Source organism: Amycolatopsis sp. NPDC000009 (assembly GCF_055563465.1).
This window is the reverse complement of the sequence record NZ_JBVHDI010000019.1, coordinates 97,709-115,618: the sequence shown is the minus strand read 5'-3', so window position 1 is coordinate 115,618 and position 17,910 is coordinate 97,709. Positions and strand designations below refer to the sequence as shown.

Genomic DNA, 17,910 nt, shown 5'->3' with positions numbered 1-17,910 from the left:
CTTATTGGGTAACGGGTTCGCGGAGCAGGCGGGTGTCGTCGGTGCGCTGCACACCGGCGGCGAAGGTGAGGGCGACGACGGTGGCGACGCCGAGCCCGACGCTCACCCACGCGACGCTGGGATAGCCGAGACCGGCGTCGATCGACTCGCCGCCGAGCCAAGGGCCGACGGTGTTGCCGACGTTGAACGCGGCGGTCGTGCTCGCGCCGACGAGGGTGGGCGCGTTGCCCGCCACGGCGAAGGCGCGGACGTTCAAAGCGGGATTGACCCCGAATCCGGCGACGCCGAACAGGAACACGGCGAAGATCGCGAGCGGGGTCGCCGGGCCCGAGATCGCGAGCAGGATCAGGGCGGCCAAGGCGACGGCGAGGCCGCCGTAAAGGGTCACGAAGGGCCTCGCGTCGGCGAGCCTGCCGCCGGCGGTGATGCCGATCAGCGCGCCGAGCCCGAACAGCGACAGGACTCCCGGCACCCAGCTTTCCGGCAGCCCCGCGACCTCGGTCAGCAAGGGTGCGAGGTAGCTGAAGGTCGCGAAGATCATCGCCTGCGCGAGCGCGATCACGCCGAGCGCCAGCCAGAACCGGCCGCCGCGGTAGAGCCGCAGTTCGGTCGTGACGTCGGTCTTGTCCGCACCGTTCTGGGTCTCCGGGACCAGGGTGAAGACCCCGATCAACGCGACGACGGTCAGCGCCGTGACCGCCCAGAAGGCCGCCCGCCAGCCCGCGTGCTGGCCGAGGAAGGTCCCGGCGGGGACGCCGGCGATGTTCGCGACGGTGAGTCCGCCGACCAGGATGGCCAGCGCGCGGCCACGGCGCTCGACCGGGACCAGCGCGACGGCGGTGGCCGCCGCGACCGCCCAGAATCCGGCGCAGGCGACGGCGCTGACGACGCGCGTCGCGAAGAGCAGGGCGTACCCCGAACCCAGCGCGCCGACGACGTGCGAGAGCCCGAAGACGACGAGCAGGGCCATCAGGGTGGCGCGCCTCGGCACCCTCAACGTCGCGATCGCGAGCAGGGGAGCGCCGACGACCATGCCGATCGCGAAGGCCGAGATGAGCAGCCCGGCCTCCGGGATGCCGACGTTCAGATCGGCCGCCATTCCCGGCAGCAGGCCGGTGATCATGAACTCGGACGTGCCGAGCGCGAACACGCTCAGTCCGAGTACGCAGACTGCCAAGGGCACGGAGGTTCCTCCAGTTTTGTATTGATCGGTCCAAAATGTGGGCAGCGTCGCGCACAGGGTTCGTCGCGGGTGTTACTTCGCGGCGATCGCGTCCACCGCGATGGCGGCGACGGATTCCATGGCCGCCCGGTCGGCACCTCGGCGGGACATCAGGCGGAGGCCGGCCACGGTGCTGTGCGCGAACTCGGCGATCGCGCCGGGGTCGCGATCGCCGTCGATCGTCCCGTCGAGTTGCCCTTCCTTGGCGCAGGCCGAAAGAAGGGCGAGATGCCGCCGGGTGTCGGCGTCGATCCGTGCCGTGATCTCGGCGTCGCGCTCGCCGAACTCGGCCACCGTGTTGACCACGAGGCAGCCTCGTCCGGGATGTTCGGCTTCTTCGTCGATCGTGTACGCGAACAGGGCGCGGAACCGCTCGACGCCGGCTCCGGCCTTGTCCAGCAAGGCCGTCCTGGCCACGATCCCGCGATCGGCGTAGTGATCGAGTGCGCGCATGAACAGTTCGTGCTTGCTGGTGAAGGTGTTGTAGATGCTGCTGCGGCCCAAGCCGGTGGCTTCGCACAGGGCCTGCGTCGACGTGCCCTCGTAGCCGCGTGCCCAGAACGCGTCCATGGCGCGTCCGATCGCGGCGCGCTCGTCGAATTCCTTCGGCCTGGCCATGGCAGTGACCGTACCAGGTTTTGGATCGGTCGGTTCAAAACGGGCCGGGTCAGCGTGCGGGGCGCCACAGCGGCAAGATGGCAGGGTGGGTTACGACGCGCTGCTTTGGCTTTCGTTCGGTGGTCCCGAGGGGCCCGACGAGGTGATGCCGTTCCTGGAGAACGTCACGCGGGGCCGTGGGGTCCCCCGGGAACGACTGCTCGAGGTCTCGGAGCACTACCAGCACTTCGGCGGGGTGTCGCCGATCAACCGGCTCAACCGGGACGCGATCTCCGCGGTGGAGAAGCAGCTCGCGGCCGCCGGGATCGATCTGCCCGTCCACTTCGGCAACCGCAACTGGCGGCCGATGGTCGAGGACACCCTCGCCGAGATCACCGAGGCGGGTGCTCAGCGCGTCCTCGTCTTCCCCACGAGCGCGTATGGCGGCTATTCCGCCTGCCGCCAGTACGACGAGGACATCGAGCGGGCCCGCGCGGCGGTCGGGGACGGCGCGCCGGAACTGGTGAAGCTGCGGCAGTTCTTCGACCATCCGCTGTTCGTCGCCGCTTTCGCCGACGCGGTCCGGGCCGCGCACGCGAAGCTGGGGAACCAGCCCGGAACCCGTACGGTGTTCTGTGCCCATTCGGTGCCCGAGTCCGCCGACACCGCTTCCGGTCCGCCGTCGGAAGGCGGACGGCGCTACTCGCGCCAGATCGCCGAGGCGGCCCGTCTCGTCGCGGCCGAAGCGGGGATCGAAACCTACGACGTCGTCTGGCAGTCGCGCTCCGGCCCGCCCCAGGTGCCGTGGCTGGAGCCGGACATCGTCGACCACATCGACGCGCTGCACGCGGAAGGCGTCACCTCGGTGGTCGTCTGCCCGGTGGGTTTCGTGTCCGATCACCTCGAAGTGATCTGGGACCTCGACAACGAGGCCGCCGAGCGGGCCGCGGAGCACGGTATGGGCTTCGCGCGGGCCGCGACGCCGGACACCGACCCGCGCTTCGCCGAACTCGTCGTGGAGCTGATCCGTGAGCACACCGAGGGGTTGCCTGCGCGGAAGTTGTCGCCGTTCCCGGCGGCCGGTTGCACGGTCAACGGGGCGCCTTGCGCGATCGGATGCTGCGAGCCCGCGAAGAGGCCCGCGCGCCCGTAAGTGATCGGTCCTCGTGAGTGGTAAGGACGGTTAGAACCGTCCTTACCACTCACGAGGCGTTTGGCTCATCGGGCCGCGATCCGAGACAGGTGCAGGTCGATGAGGGCGATGGCCTCGTCGCCAGACTGGTAGCCGAGCAGCACCGCGTCGCCGAGGCCGGCCACCAGGGCGAGCAGGAGGTCGGCCTCTCTCGCCGCGTCGGTGGTGGGCAGGAGGTCGCCCGCCTCCCGGGCGACGGAGAGCAGAGCCGCGACCGCGTCGCGGAGCTGGCCGTGGCCGGTCCGGAAGTGGCCGGCGATCTCCGGATCCTTCAGCGCGCGCACCAGGAAGGCGTTCGCGACGAGCGCGTCGTCCCGGCCTGCCTCGTCCAAGGGCAGCAAGGCGACGAGCAGGTCCCGGACGCGCGGTTCGGACGGGGTGGCGATGCGCTCCTCGACGCCACCCCGCAGGGTGGTCGTCGCATAGCGCAGCATCTCGTCCCTCGACGCGAAGTAGTGCTGGACGGACCCCTTCGAGATGCCGGCTTCGGCCGCGACCTCGTTCAGGCTGACCCCTTCGAGTCCCCGGTCGGCCGCGATGCGGCGAACGGCCGCGGCGATCTGCCGCCGCCGGTCCTCGTGATCGACTCGTTTGGGCACCCGTACTCCTTTTCGCAGTCCGATCGGATTGCAAACTTCTCACCAACTGTTTACAATCCGATCGTACCGTAAAAAGGAGGGGTGAGAATGAAGGTGGGCGGATTCGCCTCGCCGGAGGCGCGCGCCGAGTACGAGGTCGTCTACGACCGAGGGATGGCGGCTTTGCCCGCGCCGGCCGGGATCCACGACGTCCGGACCGCGTTCGGGGTGGCGCGCGTGTACCGCTTCGGGCAGCCGGGTGCGACGCCGATCGTGCTGCTGCCCGGCCGCGCGGGGACCGCGGTGATGTGGGAACCCAACCTCGCCGCGCTGCTCGCACACGGCGAGGTCTTCGCGGTGGACCTCATCGGCGAAGCCGGCCGCAGCGAACAGACCGCCCCGATCCGCGACGGCGCGGACCAGGCCGCGTGGCTGAGCACGGTGCTCGCCGAACTCGACCTGCCGTCCGTGCACCTGATCGGGTACTCGTTCGGTGGCTGGCTCGCGGCCAACCTCGCCGTACGGGCGCCGGAACGGCTGAAATCGCTCACCGTGATCGACCCCGTGCTGACGTTCGGCGGGCTGACCGCGGGACTGGTCGTCCGCGCGACGCTCGCCGCGATCCCCGGGATCGACCGATGGGCGCGCCCGTCGTTCCTCGACTGGATCTCCGGCGGCGCGGAAGTCGACGCCACGGATCCGGTCGCGCGGGTGATCGACGAGGGGATGCGGACCTACCGCATCGCCCTGCCATCGCCCAGGCTGTTCACCGACGAGCAACTGCGCTCCCTGCGTCTGCCTGTGCTGGCCCTCATCGCCGGGCGCAGCGTCATCCATCACCCGGAACGCGCGGCCGCCCGTGCCCGTGAGTTCCTGTCGCGAGGGCAGGTCGAGCTGTGGCCGTCGGCGACCCACGCCATCGCCGGCGAATCCGCTGCCGAGGTCAACGCGCGCGTCCTGAAGTTCCTGGCCGAATGCGAGCCGGACTCGTGAGCGCGAGCGGCAAGAACCCCACGCTGTCCTTGCTGCTTTGGGACGTCGCGCTCCCGCTGGCCGCCTACTACGGGCTGCGGCTCGCCGGGCAGAGCGAGCAGGTCTCGCTGCTGGCCGGGGCGGGGGTGGCGGCGGCCCGGATCACGTGGGTCGCCGTCCGGGAGCGGTCCTTCGACGGCTTCGCCGCGTTGCTGGCCGGTGTACTCGGGGTCGGGCTGGTGCTTTCGCTGGTCACCGGGGACGCGAAATTCCTGTTGCTGAAGGAATCCTTCGCCACCGCGACCGCCGCGATCGTCCTGCTGCTCAGCTGCTTCAGCCGTACGCCCATGGTGCTCGTCGCCGTGCGGGCCGGATCCAGCGCGGCGAAACGTGCGGAGATCGACCGGCTGAGCGACGAGGTCCCCGGTTTCCGGCGGGCGTTCACCCGGATGTCGGCGGTCTGGGGCGTGGCGCTGCTGCTGGAGGCCGCGATCCGGGTGCCGCTGGTCTACACCCTGTCGGCCGACGTGATGAACGCGCTCAGCGTGGTGCTGCTGCTCGCCGTCATCGGCGGGCTTTCGCTGTGGTCCGTCCGTTATGCCGAGAAAGTCCAGAAAAGGCACACGGTGGCCACCTGAAGACCTACGGGTGCCTGTCCGCCTGTTCGGCGAACACGCGCACCGCTTCGTTGATCGCCGCGTACCGGGCGTTGCGGACCGCTTCGGTCAGCGGCCGCAGCGCCTCCGCCCGCCGGAGCGCCGCCGACGAAGAGAGCGCGCCGCCGGGATCGTCGGCTTCGGCGATGGCGAGGATCGCCGCGATCTCCTGGGAACGCTGGAGCACCCGCAGCGCCCGGCTGGGCATCCCGGCCGGCCAGGGCGCGTCGGTGGCGGCCCGCAGGCGCGCCGAGAGTTCGGCCCGCACGCCTGGTCGCTCGCTGGCGACGTCCAGTGACTGAAGGGCACCCGCGCTCGCGCGGATCGCGTCGGTGAGGCCGTGCTCGGCCTCACCCAACGGGCGGTATTCGAGGACGCCCGGCATCGGTACCGAGTACACCGTCCACCGCATGAGCCCTTCGGCGATCGCCTCGGGGACCACTCCGTAGCCGAGGTCCGGCAGCAGGACGGCCTCTCCGATCCGCAACGCGGCCTCGGTGAACGGCCCGCCGCCACCCAGGCCCCGCACATCGCCGGGGACCGGGAGCAGCAGCTGCATGCTCTTGGCGCCCTGCGCGCGCAGGGCGAGCATCAGCTGGACCGGGGTCGCGGCCCGGTTGAACGCGAGCGGCAGGTCGAACGCTTCGGCGGCCGCCGCGTCCGCGGCGACGAAGTCGTGGGCTTCGCCCCAGACCTGCAGGGCGTCAAGGACGTCGTCGGAGGCGGCGGCTCCGTTCAGCCACGCCGAAGACCAGACCGCGAGGGTCGCACTAGGACGGCACACCGGATTGATTTTAGTCGTGCTCCGGCGAAACCCGGCTATGGGAGGGTCAACCCCGGCTTGCCGTTCGCGTTCGCCGGAGCTGGAGTTGCTTCACGTCGACAGGGGCCACAGTCGCGACGTAGCGTCGAACGGGTGAACGATGTTCCCGCAAACCTGCCCCGGACCGCCGGGGACCTTCGCGCGGCGGGCCACCTGCCGCGGTCGATCAACCAAGAACTGCACGACAACCTGCTCGCCAAGCTCCGCGCCGGGGAAGACGCCTGGCCGGGGATCGTCGGGTTCTCGCGCACCGTGCTGCCGCAACTCGAACGAGCGTTGCTGGCCGGGCACGACGTCGTCCTCCTCGGTGAACGGGGCCAGGGCAAGACCCGGCTGCTGCGCACCCTCGCGGGGCTTCTCGACGAATGGACTCCCGTCATCGAGGGTGCCGAGCTGGCTGAGCATCCGCTCGATCCGATCACTCCGGAATCGCGTCGCCGTGCCGCCGAACTCGGCGACGCGCTGCCGGTGACCTGGCGTCATCGGGACGAGCGGTACACGGAAAAACTGGCCACACCGGACACTTCGGTCGGTGACCTGATCGGCGACGTCGACCCGGTGAAGGTCGCGGAAGGCCGCAGTCTCGGCGATCCCGAGACCATCCACTTCGGACTCGTCCCGCGCGCCCACCGCGGCATCGTGGCGATCAACGAGCTGCCGGACCTCGCCGAGCGCATCCAGGTCGCACTGCTGAACGTGATGGAGGAGCGCGACATCCAGGTGCGCGGCTACACGTTGCGGCTGCCGCTGGACGTACTGCTGGTGGCGACGGCCAACCCGGAGGACTACACCAACCGCGGCCGCATCATCACCCCGCTCAAGGACCGGTTCGGCGCCGAGATCCGCACGCACTACCCACTGGACGTCGAGGCGGAGATCGCGGTCGTCCGGCAGGAGGCCCGCCTGGTCGCCGAAGTCGGCGAGCCGCTGCTGGAGGTGCTCGCGCGGTTCGTCCGGAACCTGCGCGAATCCCCGGTGATCGACCAGCGTTCGGGCGTCTCGGCCCGGTTCGCCGTCGCCGCGGCGGAAACGGTCGGCGCGGCGGCACTGCGCCGGTCCGCGCTGACGGGTGAGGAACCCGCCGTGGCCCGCCCGGTCGATCTCGACGCGGTCCCCGGTGTCCTGCGCGGAAAGCTCGAGTTCGAGCCGGGGGAGGAGGGACGCGAGACCGAGCATCTCGTGCACCTGCTGCGCCGGGCGGTCGCGGAGACGGCCCGCTCGCGGTTCGCCGGACTGGATCTGCTGCCGCTGGCCGACGCCGTCGAGTCCGGCCATCTGGTCGCCACCGGGGAACGCGTCCCCGGCAAGGACGTCCTCGCCGCACTGCCGGAGCTGCCCGTGCTGCACGACGTCGCCGCGCGTGCGGGCGTCGGCCCGGACGAACCGGCGGGACGGATCGCGGCCGCGGTCGAACTGGCGCTGGAATCCCTGTTCCTGTCGAGGAAACTCGCCAAGGACTCCGACGATTCGACGACCGTCTACGGCCGATGAGTCTACCGCCGACGTACTTTTTCCCGCGGAGGCGGCGATGACACTGCCTGAAGGTTATTCGTACGGGCCGTGGGACAACGGCCCGGATCCGCTGGCGCCGCCGGCGGACCTGCGGGACGCGCTCGACGAGATCGGCCGCGACGTCATGGCGGGCGCTTCGCCCCGGTCCGCACTGGAAGAACTGCTGCGCCGCGGCACCCCGCGCACGGCCGGGCTCGACGAACTGACCAGGCGGCTCTGGCAGCGCCGGTCGGAGATCCAGCGGCGGCACCGGCTCGACGGCACACTCCAGGAGGTCCAGCGGCTGCTCGACCAGGCGCTGGAGGCCGAGCGGCGCGACCTGTTCCCCGATCCGGACGACGACGCCCGCTTCCGCGAGGCTCAGCTGGACGCGTTGCCGCCGGGGACGGCGGCGGCCGTGCGCGAACTCGCCGGGTACGACTGGCGCTCGCGGGAGGGCAGGGAGAACTACGAGAAGATCCGCGACCTGCTCGGCCGTGAGCTGCTGGATTCCCGTTTCGAGGGGATGAAGGAGGCGCTGCGGAACGCCGGGCCGGAACAGGCCGAGCAGGTCAACCGCATGCTCGCCGACCTCAACGCGCTCCTGGCCGCGCACGCACAGGGCCGGGAGGACGTCCCGGAGCGGTTCGCGGAGTTCATGCGCGAGCACGGCGAGTTCTTCCCGGAGAACCCGAAGAGCGTCGAGGAGCTGATCGACGTCCTCGCCGCTCGCGCCGCGGCCGCCCAGCGGATGCTGAACTCGATGACGCCGGAACAGCGGGCCGAACTGGCGGAACTGTCGCAGCAGGCGTTCGGCGACCCCCGGCTGGCGCAGCAGTTGTCCACTTTGGACGCCCAGTTGCGGGCGCTGCGGCCGGGCGAGGACTGGACGTCGTCGGAACGCTTCCGGGGTGACGATCCGCTCGGCCTCGGCGAAGGCGCCCGGGCGATGTCCGATCTCGCCGAACTGGACGCGCTGGCCGAACAGCTCGGCCAGTCCTATCCCGGCGCGAGGCTGGAGGACATCGACGTCGAGGCGCTCGAGCGGCAGCTCGGCCCGGACGCGGGAGTCGACGCGCGACGGCTGTCGGAACTGGAACGTGAGCTCCGGCGGCAAGGTCTTTTCGAACGTGCTCCCGACGGCACGCTCCGGTTGTCGCCCAAGGCTTTACGGCGGCTGGGGGAGACGGCGCTCGCCGACGTCGTGAACGCGTTGCGCGGCAAGACCGGCCAGCGGGAGACGGAGTCCGCCGGGGCCGCGGGCGAGCCGACCGGTGCCACCAGGCCGTGGCGGTTCGGGGACATGCAACCGTGGGACGTCTCCAGGACGGTCCGCAACGCGGTCCTGCGTTCGGTTTCGGTGGGCGAGCGGCGAGTCCGGATGGACGTCTCCGACGTCGAGGTGGTCGAGACCGAACACCGGTCCCGCGCGGCGGTGGCGCTGCTCGTGGACACGTCGTGGTCGATGGTGCAGGAGGGCCGCTGGCTGCCGATGAAGCGGACGGCGCTCGCGCTGCACCAGCTGATCAGCACCCGGTTCCGCGGCGACGCGCTCCAGCTGATCACCTTCGGCCGTTACGCGACGCCGGTCGAACTGGCCGAGCTGGTGGGCATGGAGGGAACTTGGGAACAGGGCACCAACGCCCACCACGCGCTGCTCCTGGCCGGACGGCATCTGCGGCGGCATCCCGACGCGCAGCCGGTGGTGCTGATGGTCACCGACGGCGAACCGACGGCGCATCTGGAACCCGACGGCACGGCCGAGTTCGACTATCCGCCGCAGCCGAGGACCCTGCTCAAAACCCTGTCCGAAGTGGACAGGATGGCGAAGCTGGGCGCGTCGGTCACGGTGTTCCGGCTCGGGGACGATCCGCGCCTGACGGAGTTCGTCGACCTCATCGCGCGCCGCTCTGGCGGCCGTGTCGTGGCTCCGGACCTGGACGGGCTCGGCGCCGCCGTGGTCGGCGACTACCTGCGGACCAGGAAGCGCTGAACTCGCTTACGCTGGCCCGATGGGGTACTCGGTCGGAAAGGTCGCGGCGCTGTCGGGGGTCACCGTGCGCACGCTGCATCACTACGACGAGATCGGGCTGCTGAGCCCGAGCGGGCGGACGGCGGCGGGATACCGGAGCTACAGCGACGACGACCTCGACCGCCTGCAGCGTGTCCTGTTCTACCGAGAACTCGGGTTCAGCCTCGACACGATCGCGAAGATGATCGACGACCCGGCGGTGGACGCGCTGGAGCACCTGCGGCGCCAGCGGGCGCTGCTCGCCGACCGGATCGGCGAGCTGACGCGGATGGCCGAAACCGTCGAGCGGGTGATCGCGGCGAAGGAGGCCGGCGCCGCGCTGACCGCGGAAGAGCGTTTCGAGGTCTTCGGCGAGTTCCGCGAGCCGGAGGGCTACGCGGAGGAGGCCGTCCGCCGGTGGGGTGACACGCCGCACTGGCGGACGGCGGCCGTGCCGCGCACCAAACAGGAATGGATCGAGGCGGAGAAGGTCCGGGAGGACTGGGTCCGGCGGCTGCTCAGCGTCTTCGACTCCGGCGCGCCCGCCGGCAGCCGGGAGGCGATGGACCTCGCCGAGGAGCACCGCCGGATGCTCTCGGCGTTCATGGGGGACTGCGACCTCGCGACGCACCGGGAGCTCGCCGGGCTGTACGCGACCGAGCCGGTGCAGCTCGGCTTCCTCGTGCGTGAGCCGGACCAGCGGCCGGGTATCGGCGAGTACATCCGGGACGCCGTCCACGCCAACGCCGAACGGGCCGGGGGATAGCGAATCGATTACTCCGGCCGTGTTCGTCTCCCACCGGACGGGAACGGCGTGGCGGCTCCGCTTACAGTCGGGGTATGCAGACTTGGTCATCGGTCGACGTGCCCCGTATCCCCGGCACCCCCCGTCCGCTGCGGCTCCACGACACGGCGACGGGGCAGATCCGCCCCACGGCGCCCGGGTCGACCGCCCGGATGTACGTCTGCGGCATCACGCCGTACGACGCCACCCATCTGGGGCACGCCGCCACGTACCTGACGTTCGACCTGGTGAACCGCCTGTGGCGGGACGCCGGGCACGACGTCCACTACGTGCAGAACGTGACGGACATCGACGAGCCCCTGTTGGAGCGCGCCGAACGCGACAAGGACGACTGGGTCGTCCTCGGCATGCGCGAGACCGCGCTGTTCCGCGAGGACATGACCGCGTTGCGGGTGCTCCCGCCGCGGCAGTTCGTCGGGGCGGTCGAGAGCATCCCGGAAATCGTCGAGGTCATCGCCAAGCTGGTGGCGAACGGCAGCGCGTACCGCGCGGACGACGCGGAGTACCCGGACATCTACTTCGAGCACAACGCGACCGGGCACTTCGGTTCGGAGTCGAACTACGACGCCGAGACCATGGCGAAGTTCTTCGCCGAACGCGGCGGCGACCCGGACCGTCCCGGCAAACGGCACCCGCTCGACGCCTTGCTGTGGCGGACGGCACGGCCGGGAGAGCCGTCGTGGGAGTCCGAACTGGGTGCGGGCCGTCCGGGCTGGCACATCGAGTGCAGCGCGATCGCGGTCAACCGCCTCGGCCTCGGCTTCGACGTCCAGGGCGGTGGCTCGGACCTGATCTTCCCGCACCACGAGTACAGCGCCGCGCACGCGGAGGCCGTCGCGGGGGACAGGCCGTTCGCGCGGCACTACGTGCACGCCGGGATGATCGGCCTCGACGGCGAGAAGATGTCGAAGTCACGCGGGAACCTCGTGTTCGTTTCGCGGCTGCGGGCCGACAAGGTCGACCCCGGCGTGATCCGGCTCGCGCTCTTCGCCGGCCACTATCGCGAGGACCGTCCGTGGACCGCGCAGCTGCAAGCGGACGCCGAAGCACGCCTCGCGCGCTGGCGCGAAGCCGTCTCCCTCGGCACCGGCCCGGCGGCGGAGGACACCGTCGCGCGCCTGCGTGACCACCTCACCGACGACCTCGACACGCCCAAGGCGCTCGCGGCCGTCGACGCCTGGGCAGAGCAGGCGCTGAACCGCTCCGGTACCGACCCGGCCGCGCCCGGGCTGATCCGGAACGCGGTCGACGCACTCCTCGGCATCGAGCTCTGAAGCCACTGCTGGGGCGGGAACCTCCCCGCCCCAGCAGTGTGTATAACGCCCTACGCGGCGACGCGACCGGCTTCCAGCCGGAGGTGGTCACCCGCCCAGTCGCGCCGCAGCCACCGATCATGCGACGCGATGACGACGGCACCCGGCGCGGAATCGAGCGCGGTGAACAACTCCTCGGCCAACGTGAGCGAGATGTGGTTCGTCGGCTCGTCCAGCAGGAGCACCTCCGGCGGGTCGGCGATCAGCAACGCCAGCGCGAGCCGCCGCCGCTGCCCGACCGACAACGCGCCCACCCGGGTCCCCAGATCGCGCGGGGCAAGCAATCCCAGGCCGCGCAACGGGGGAGCGTCCTCGCCGAGGGCTTCGGCGTAGGTCCGCTGCGCGGTCTTCTCCGGCTCGGCGAACGCGACGTCCTGCGCCAGCATGCCGATCCGCACGCCGCGTCCGGAAAGGACGGTTCCGGAGTCGGGCGCCAGCGAGCCGGCGAGGACGGACAGCAGCGTCGACTTCCCGGCGCCGTTCCCGCCGGTGATCAGGAGCCTCGACGTCGTGGTGACGTCCAGGGTCGCCAGCCGCAACCGTCCGGCGATCTCGATGTCCCGCACGGAGATCGCCGTCTTGCCCTCTCCGGGCTCGCCGGTCAGCTCGCCCTGGAACCGCAGCGGCGCGGGTGGTTTCCGCACCTGGTCGCGTTCCAGTTCGGCGAGGCGCAGCTGGGCGTTGCGGACCCGGCGCGAGATCTGTTTCTGCACCCTCCCGGTCTTGAAGTCGTAGAGCATCTTGGCGTTGTCGCGCTGCGGGCGGTTGTGGGCGACGTTGCGCGCGGTGACGGCCACCGATTCGCGCAGCTCCTTGAGCTCGTCCTGTTCCTCGGCGTAGCGCTGTTCCCAGCGCGCCCGTTCGGCCCGCTTCTGGTCCAGGTAGTCGGAATACGTGCCGCCGTACCGGGTCGGGCCGCCCAGCGCCGGGTCGAGGTCGACGATGTCGGTGCACACCGCGTCGAGGAACACGCGATCGTGCGACGACAGCACGAGGACCCCGGTCAGCGACGCGAGATGCTGCTCCAGGAACTCCATCGCGGCGTCGTCGAGATGGTTCGTCGGCTCGTCCAGGATGAGCGTGCCCGGCCGCCGGATCAGCAGCGCCGCGAGGCCGAGCCTCGACCGTTGCCCGCCCGACAGGGTGCCCAGTTCGCGTGACGGGTCGATCCCGGCGAGCCCGAGGCCCGCGCACACGATCTCCGCCCGCCGGTCGGCGTCCCACAGGTCGTGTGCCTGGGCCCATTCGAGGACGGTGCCGTACTCATCGAGCACGGCTTTGTCGTCGGGACGATCGGTGAGCGCCGCGGTCAGTTCGTCGAGCCTCGCCGCCGCCTGCCGGATTTCGGCGAGCGCGTCGTCGATGACGTCGGAGAACCGTGCGGTGAGCGCGAAAGGCAGCTCCTGCAGGAGGAAGCCGATGTCGTCGCCCCGCAGCACCTCGCCGCCCTGCGGCTCTTCGACCCCGGCCAGCAAGCGCAGGAGCGTGGACTTGCCGACGCCGTTCTCACCGACCAGGCCGAGCCGCTGCCCCGCCGAAGCGGTCAGGTCGACGCCGTCGAGGACGACGCGGGCACCGTAGGCGTGGACGAGGTCCTTGGCGATCAGGGAAAGAGACATACGACATCACCGGGTTTCTCGGACATGAGGAACCCCGCCGGGCCCTATGGCTTACGGGAGCGGTGCTCGACCGAAGCCGCCTCGGAGCGGGGAAGGCGTGATGTCAGTTGTCCATGATGGGGACAGTCTAACGCAACCTGTGTAGCGTTAGTCAACCCCCTTTTCGAATCGCAGGCGAGCGGCCTCCTGTTCGGCGAACTCGCGTCCGTCGGTGAGGACGCCGAGAAGCGCAGTCAGCTGGCGGCGGTCGAGCCTGCCGAGACGGTCGCCGAAGAAACGGGCCATGGGGGAGTAGAGGTCGGCGACCTCGGTCAGCCGGTCGGGAAGCGGCCGGATCGCGATCCGGCGTCGGTCCGCGGGATCGGCGACGCGCTCGACCAGATGCTGCGCCTCCATGCGGTCGAGCATCCGGGTCACCGCGCCGGTGGTCATGCCGAGCGCCCGCGCCAGCCGGGTCGGCGAGGTCGCGGCGCCGCTGATCACCAGCTGGAGCCCGTGCAGTTCGGTGGCGCTGATCCCGAGCCGCTCCGCCATGGCCGTCTGGAACAGGACGGTCGCGCTGACGAAGCGGGGGATCTCCAAGGCCGCCGAGGTGGCGAGTTCTCGCTGGTCAGGCACGTGCTTCCTTGCTCAGTAGTTGAACTGTGCAGTTACTGCACTGCGCAGCAGCTGCTCTGGCAAGGGTATCGAGGCTCACTTGACATCCGGACGGCCACCTGTGAATCTGAAAGAGAACTTTCGAAAGAGTACTTTCAGATTGGATCGGGCGATGACCGGGTTGCCGCCGCGCAAGCGGATCGAGGACGTCGAGCTGATGCGGGCGCTGGCGCATCCGCTGCGTTCGGCGCTGGTGGACCACCTGATGGCGGTCGGCCCGCGGACCGCGAGCGAGTGCGCGGCGGCCGTCGGCTCGACGGCTTCGAACTGCAGCTGGCATCTCCGTCAGCTGGCGCAACACGGTCTCGTGGAGCGGGTCGAAGGGGAGGACGGACGGGAACGGCCGTGGCGGGCGTGTCAGGTCGGCATCGAGTTCGGCGACGACCCGGAGCTGCACGGAGCGCAATTGGCGGTCGTCGGCACCACTCTCGCCCGCGAAAAGGAGCTGACCGAGCGCTATCTCGACGCCGCCGACAGGCTCGGCAAGGAGTGGCGGGACGCGTCGGGGATCAACAACTACTCGCTGCGGGTCACCGCCGGCGAGCTGGAGGAGCTGGTCCGGGGGATCGACGCGCTAGTGCGGCCCTACGTCGGTGCGATCCGTGAGGACGCTCCCGCGGAGGCCCTCCCGGTCCACTTGGGACTGCGGGCGTTCCTCCGCATCGACGCCGAAGGGAAGCCGAGCAGATGAAACCGTTGAGGGAACCCGCCTTCGCGCGGTTGTGGATCGCCGCCTTCTTCTCCGAGACCGCCGAATGGATGCTGCAGATCGCGCTGCCGGTGTTCGTCTTCCAGGCGACCGGTTCGGCGGCCACCACGGCGTTGAGCATCGTCCTCGGCCTGGTGCCCGCCGTGCTGCTGAGCCCGGTCGCCGGCGTGATCGCGGACCGCTGGAACCGTCGGCTGGTGCTGTGCGTGGTGTGCGCGGGACAGGCGTTCGTGGCGCTGCCGCTGCTGTTCGTCGCGTCCGGCGGCCCGGTCTTCGTGATCTACGGGGTGATGGCCGCGCAGGCGGGCTTGGCCTCGCTGTTCGAACCCGCCCGCAACGCGCTCGTACCCGAACTGGTCGCCCCCGGCGACCTGATCGGCGCCAATGGCCTGATGAGCATCAACGGCAGCGTCGCCCGCCTCGCCGGCGGCTGGGCGGGTGGGCTCCTGCTCGGCTTCGGTGGTCTGGGCTGGGTCGTGGTGGCGTATCTCGGCGTGCTGGTGATCGGCTCGGCCCTGCTGGCGCGCCCGTTTCCGCGCGTCGCCGCGCCGAAGGCGGCCGGACCGCACGAACCGGTGGTGCGAGCCTGGATCGACGGACTTCGCGAGATCGGCCGCGAAGGACGCCTTCGGCTCGCCGGTGTCGTCGTGGTGCTGACGTCCCTGGCGCAGGGGATGTTCCTGGTCCTGTTCGTGGTCTTCGTGCTCGACATCCTCGACGGCACCGAAGGCGACGTCGGTCTGCTGCGCGGCGTGCAGGCCCTCGGCGGGCTGGCCGCGGGATTCGCCGTCGCCACCGTGGCCCGCAAGGTCGCGCCCGTGGCCTTGCTCGGCTGGGGCGGACTGGCTCTCGGCCTGTCGTCGGCGGTGATCTGGAACCTGCCGGCGCTCACGGTGTCGCTGCCGCTGGGTGTCTTCATCGGACTGTTCGGGCTGGTCGGCGCCCCCGGAGTCCTCGCAGGCTCCGGTCTGCTCTCGCTGGTCCAGACCGCCGCGTCCCCTGAGCGCTCCGGCCGTGTCCTGAGCACCGTTTTCGCCGGAACGGCGGGGTTCACGGCACTGGGCGCGTTGCTGACGGGCGTCCTGCTCGACGTGCTGGGAAGCGGCGTCCTGCTGAACGTCCAGGCGGGCCTGCACACCGTCTCGGCGTTGGTCGTGCTGGGCGTGTCGGCGTCGGGCAGGCTGCGCCGTGACGCGATTCCGGCGGTTCCCCGGTCCGGGTGAAGCTACGGTGGTGGAGTGCCGCATCTCTTCGCCACCAGCGACCTCCACGTCACCCATGAGGGCAATGCCCCGCTCGTCGACGAGGTCGTCCCCCGGACCCCCGACGACTGGCTGCTCGTGGCCGGTGACGTCGCCGAACGCGCCGAATCCGTGATCGGGGTGCTCAGGACCTTGCGCGAACGCTTCGCGAAGGTCGTCTGGGTGCCCGGAAACCACGAGCTGTGGACCACCCAGAAGGATGAATGTCAGCTGCGGGGGCAGGCGCGCTACGAGCACCTGGTCGAGCGCTGCCGCGAGATCGACGTCCTCACCCCGGAGGACCCGTACCCGGTGTGGGAACACCAGGAGAAGCCGCTGACGATCGCCCCCCTGTTCGTGCTGTACGACTACAGCTGGCGCACCCCCGCGGCCGACGGCCTGCCGATGCTGGCGGCCATCGAGCAGGCGCGGGAGGCGGGCGTCCTGTGCACGGACGAGTTCTTCCTGCACCCGGACCCGTATCCCAGCAGGCAGGCGTGGTGCGCCGACCGGGTGAAGATCAGCACGGAACGGCTGGAGGCGATCCCCGAGGACCACGGGACGATCCTCATGTCGCACTGGCCGCTGCACCGTCACCCGACCGAGCCGCTGTACTACCCGGAGTTCGCGCTGTGGTGCGGGACGACGGAGACCGAGGACTGGCACCGGCGCTTCCGGGCTGAGGTCGCCGTCTACGGGCACCTGCACATCCCGCGTTCCACGGAGGCGGACGGGGTGCGCTTCGAGGAGGTTTCGCTCGGCTATCCGCGTGAGTGGCGGAAGCGGTCGCGGGGGCCGATCCCGCTGCGGCGCATCTTCTGACGCCTCGTGGCGCCGCACTCGCGTGCTTGAAGGCGTAACTCGCGTGATCAGCGGCGTAACTCGCGAGTGTCGCTTCCAGACACGCGAGTTACGTGCCTAAGCACGCGAGTTACGCCTTGACGCACGCCGCATACCTGGTGTCCCAGTCCGTGAAGGCCCCCTTGAGAGACCCAGAGTCCCTCAAGGGGGCCTTCACGGACTTCGGACCAGACCGGAGGCTCAGCCGCGGCCGGGACCGTCCTGTCCGGGACGCCGACGCCGCAGGTACCGCTCGAACTCGGCCGCGATCTTGTCCCCGCTCACGTCGTCCAGCGTGAACTCGGTCTCCGCGTCGCCGCGCTCCTCGAGCCCCCGGACGTACTCGCTGATCTCCTCGTCCTCCTCGGCCATCTCGGTGACCGTCCGCTGCCACTCCTCGGCCTGCTCGGGCAGCGCGCCGAGCGGGATCTCGACGTCGAGGACGTCTTCGAGCTTGTGGAGCAGCGCCAGGGTGGCCTTGGGCGACGGCGGATGCGAGACGTAGTGCGGCACGGCGGCCCAGATCGACACCGCCGGGACGCCCGCCTGCACGCAATAGTCCTGCAGGACCCCGACGATGCCGGTCGGTCCCTGGTAGTTGTTCAGCTCCAGGCCGAACTGCGAAGCGGTGTCCTTGTCGTACGCCGTCCCGGTGACCGGGACGGGACGGGTGTGCGCGGTGTCGGCCAGGAGCGCGCCGAGGGTGACGACCGTCGTGACTTCCAGTTGCTGGATGTGCTCCAGCAGTTCGGCGCAGAAGGCCCGCCAGCGCATGTTGGGCTCGGGCCCCTGGACCAGCACGATGTCCCGGCTGAAACCCTCCGGACGGCATACCGAGAGCCGTGTGGTCGGCCAGTCGACCCTTCGGGTGACGCCGTCCACCATGCGCACGGTCGGTCTGCTGACCTGGAAGTCGTAGTACTCGTCAGGACTCAGCTCGCTCAGCGGGGTCGCATCCCAGTTGAGCTGGAGATGCTCGACCGCCCGGCTGGCCGCGTCACCTGCGTCGTTCCATCCTTCGAAGGCGACGATCATGATCGGCTTGTGGTCATCCGGGTGGTCGCGGCCGGGCCGCTGGGTCTCGTCGACGGGCTCACTCACCGGACCAGCCTACGACCAGGCGGCCGTACGGCGTTGGGCATGTCCGGTGGCGTTTCGCCGGGGCGAACCGCGCGGAGCCGACG

The 17,910-nt window shown here is 70.5% G+C and carries 17 protein-coding genes; 10 read left to right on the top strand and 7 right to left on the bottom strand.

Going from position 1 to position 17,910, the window contains the following annotated elements:
* Window position 1 precedes the first annotated feature (1 nt).
* Window positions 2-1,183 carry a Cmx/CmrA family chloramphenicol efflux MFS transporter gene (locus ACZ3HL_RS35220; protein ID WP_465535626.1) on the bottom strand — a complete coding sequence of 394 codons (1,182 nt, stop codon included), beginning with the start codon at window positions 1,181-1,183 and terminating at the stop codon, window positions 2-4.
* Between the two features lie 72 nt (window positions 1,184-1,255).
* Window positions 1,256-1,840 carry a TetR/AcrR family transcriptional regulator gene (locus ACZ3HL_RS35215; protein ID WP_465535624.1) on the bottom strand — a complete coding sequence of 195 codons (585 nt, stop codon included), beginning with the start codon at window positions 1,838-1,840 and terminating at the stop codon, window positions 1,256-1,258.
* An 85-nt stretch (window positions 1,841-1,925) separates the two neighbouring features.
* Here ACZ3HL_RS35215 and ACZ3HL_RS35210 point away from each other — a divergent pair, with 85 nt between their 5' ends.
* Window positions 1,926-2,972 carry a ferrochelatase gene (locus ACZ3HL_RS35210; protein WP_465419472.1) on the top strand — a complete coding sequence of 349 codons (1,047 nt, stop codon included), beginning with the start codon at window positions 1,926-1,928 and terminating at the stop codon, window positions 2,970-2,972.
* A 65-nt stretch (window positions 2,973-3,037) separates the two neighbouring features.
* Here the strand turns inward: ACZ3HL_RS35210 and ACZ3HL_RS35205 are convergent, their stop codons facing one another.
* The gene (locus tag ACZ3HL_RS35205) at window positions 3,038-3,610 is read right to left on the bottom strand and encodes a TetR/AcrR family transcriptional regulator (RefSeq protein WP_465535623.1); all 573 of its coding nucleotides are present in this window, start codon (window positions 3,608-3,610) and stop codon (window positions 3,038-3,040) included.
* 87 nt (window positions 3,611-3,697) lie between these two features.
* Between ACZ3HL_RS35205 and ACZ3HL_RS35200 the strand changes: the two genes are divergently transcribed.
* Together ACZ3HL_RS35200 and ACZ3HL_RS35195 are read left to right on the top strand one after the other, a co-directional pair.
* Window positions 3,698-4,582 carry an alpha/beta fold hydrolase gene (locus ACZ3HL_RS35200; protein ID WP_465535621.1) on the top strand — a complete coding sequence of 295 codons (885 nt, stop codon included), beginning with the start codon at window positions 3,698-3,700 and terminating at the stop codon, window positions 4,580-4,582.
* Entirely contained in the window at window positions 4,564-5,199 is a 636-nt protein-coding gene (locus ACZ3HL_RS35195) for a VC0807 family protein (RefSeq protein ID WP_465535620.1), read from the top strand. The genes ACZ3HL_RS35200 and ACZ3HL_RS35195 overlap by 19 nt, the downstream gene beginning before the upstream one ends.
* A gap of 4 nt (window positions 5,200-5,203) precedes the next feature.
* On the opposite strand, the gene ACZ3HL_RS35190 is transcribed toward ACZ3HL_RS35195, so the two are convergent.
* Window positions 5,204-6,001, bottom strand: coding sequence for a hypothetical protein (locus ACZ3HL_RS35190; RefSeq protein ID WP_465419464.1), 798 nt, complete (start codon window positions 5,999-6,001; stop codon window positions 5,204-5,206).
* Between the two features lie 132 nt (window positions 6,002-6,133).
* Between ACZ3HL_RS35190 and ACZ3HL_RS35185 the strand changes: the two genes are divergently transcribed.
* From ACZ3HL_RS35185 to mshC, 4 genes are all read left to right on the top strand, one after another.
* Window positions 6,134-7,531 (top strand): ATP-binding protein, encoded by a 1,398-nt coding sequence (locus ACZ3HL_RS35185; RefSeq protein WP_465535619.1) that lies wholly within the window; start codon window positions 6,134-6,136, stop codon window positions 7,529-7,531.
* A gap of 37 nt (window positions 7,532-7,568) precedes the next feature.
* Window positions 7,569-9,524 (top strand): vWA domain-containing protein, encoded by a 1,956-nt coding sequence (locus ACZ3HL_RS35180; RefSeq protein WP_465535617.1) that lies wholly within the window; start codon window positions 7,569-7,571, stop codon window positions 9,522-9,524.
* 19 nt (window positions 9,525-9,543) lie between these two features.
* Entirely contained in the window at window positions 9,544-10,308 is a 765-nt protein-coding gene (locus tag ACZ3HL_RS35175) for a MerR family transcriptional regulator (RefSeq protein ID WP_465535616.1), read from the top strand.
* A 74-nt stretch (window positions 10,309-10,382) separates the two neighbouring features.
* On the top strand, window positions 10,383-11,621 hold the full coding sequence (mshC, locus tag ACZ3HL_RS35170) for a cysteine--1-D-myo-inosityl 2-amino-2-deoxy-alpha-D-glucopyranoside ligase (RefSeq protein ID WP_465535614.1): 1,239 nt from the start codon (window positions 10,383-10,385) through the stop codon (window positions 11,619-11,621).
* Between the two features lie 50 nt (window positions 11,622-11,671).
* Here the strand turns inward: mshC and ACZ3HL_RS35165 are convergent, their stop codons facing one another.
* On the bottom strand, window positions 11,672-13,279 hold the full coding sequence (locus tag ACZ3HL_RS35165) for an ABC-F family ATP-binding cassette domain-containing protein (protein WP_465535612.1): 1,608 nt from the start codon (window positions 13,277-13,279) through the stop codon (window positions 11,672-11,674).
* A gap of 147 nt (window positions 13,280-13,426) precedes the next feature.
* On the bottom strand, window positions 13,427-13,897 hold the full coding sequence (locus ACZ3HL_RS35160) for a MarR family winged helix-turn-helix transcriptional regulator (RefSeq protein ID WP_465535611.1): 471 nt from the start codon (window positions 13,895-13,897) through the stop codon (window positions 13,427-13,429).
* A gap of 151 nt (window positions 13,898-14,048) precedes the next feature.
* On the opposite strand from ACZ3HL_RS35160, the gene ACZ3HL_RS35155 reads away from it, so the two are divergent.
* The 3 genes from ACZ3HL_RS35155 to ACZ3HL_RS35145 are packed head-to-tail and all read left to right on the top strand — an operon-like array spanning window position 14,049 to window position 16,708.
* On the top strand, window positions 14,049-14,627 hold the full coding sequence (locus ACZ3HL_RS35155) for an ArsR/SmtB family transcription factor (protein ID WP_465535610.1): 579 nt from the start codon (window positions 14,049-14,051) through the stop codon (window positions 14,625-14,627).
* Window positions 14,624-15,868, top strand: coding sequence for an MFS transporter (locus tag ACZ3HL_RS35150; RefSeq protein WP_465535608.1), 1,245 nt, complete (start codon window positions 14,624-14,626; stop codon window positions 15,866-15,868). The genes ACZ3HL_RS35155 and ACZ3HL_RS35150 overlap by 4 nt, the downstream gene beginning before the upstream one ends.
* 15 nt (window positions 15,869-15,883) lie before the next feature.
* Window positions 15,884-16,708 (top strand): metallophosphoesterase family protein, encoded by an 825-nt coding sequence (locus tag ACZ3HL_RS35145; RefSeq protein WP_192744428.1) that lies wholly within the window; start codon window positions 15,884-15,886, stop codon window positions 16,706-16,708.
* 219 nt (window positions 16,709-16,927) lie between these two features.
* On the opposite strand, the gene ACZ3HL_RS35140 is transcribed toward ACZ3HL_RS35145, so the two are convergent.
* Window positions 16,928-17,827, bottom strand: a complete 900-nt coding sequence (locus tag ACZ3HL_RS35140) for a PAC2 family protein (RefSeq protein WP_465419440.1) — start codon at window positions 17,825-17,827, stop codon at window positions 16,928-16,930.
* Between the last annotated feature and the right edge of the window lie 83 nt (window positions 17,828-17,910).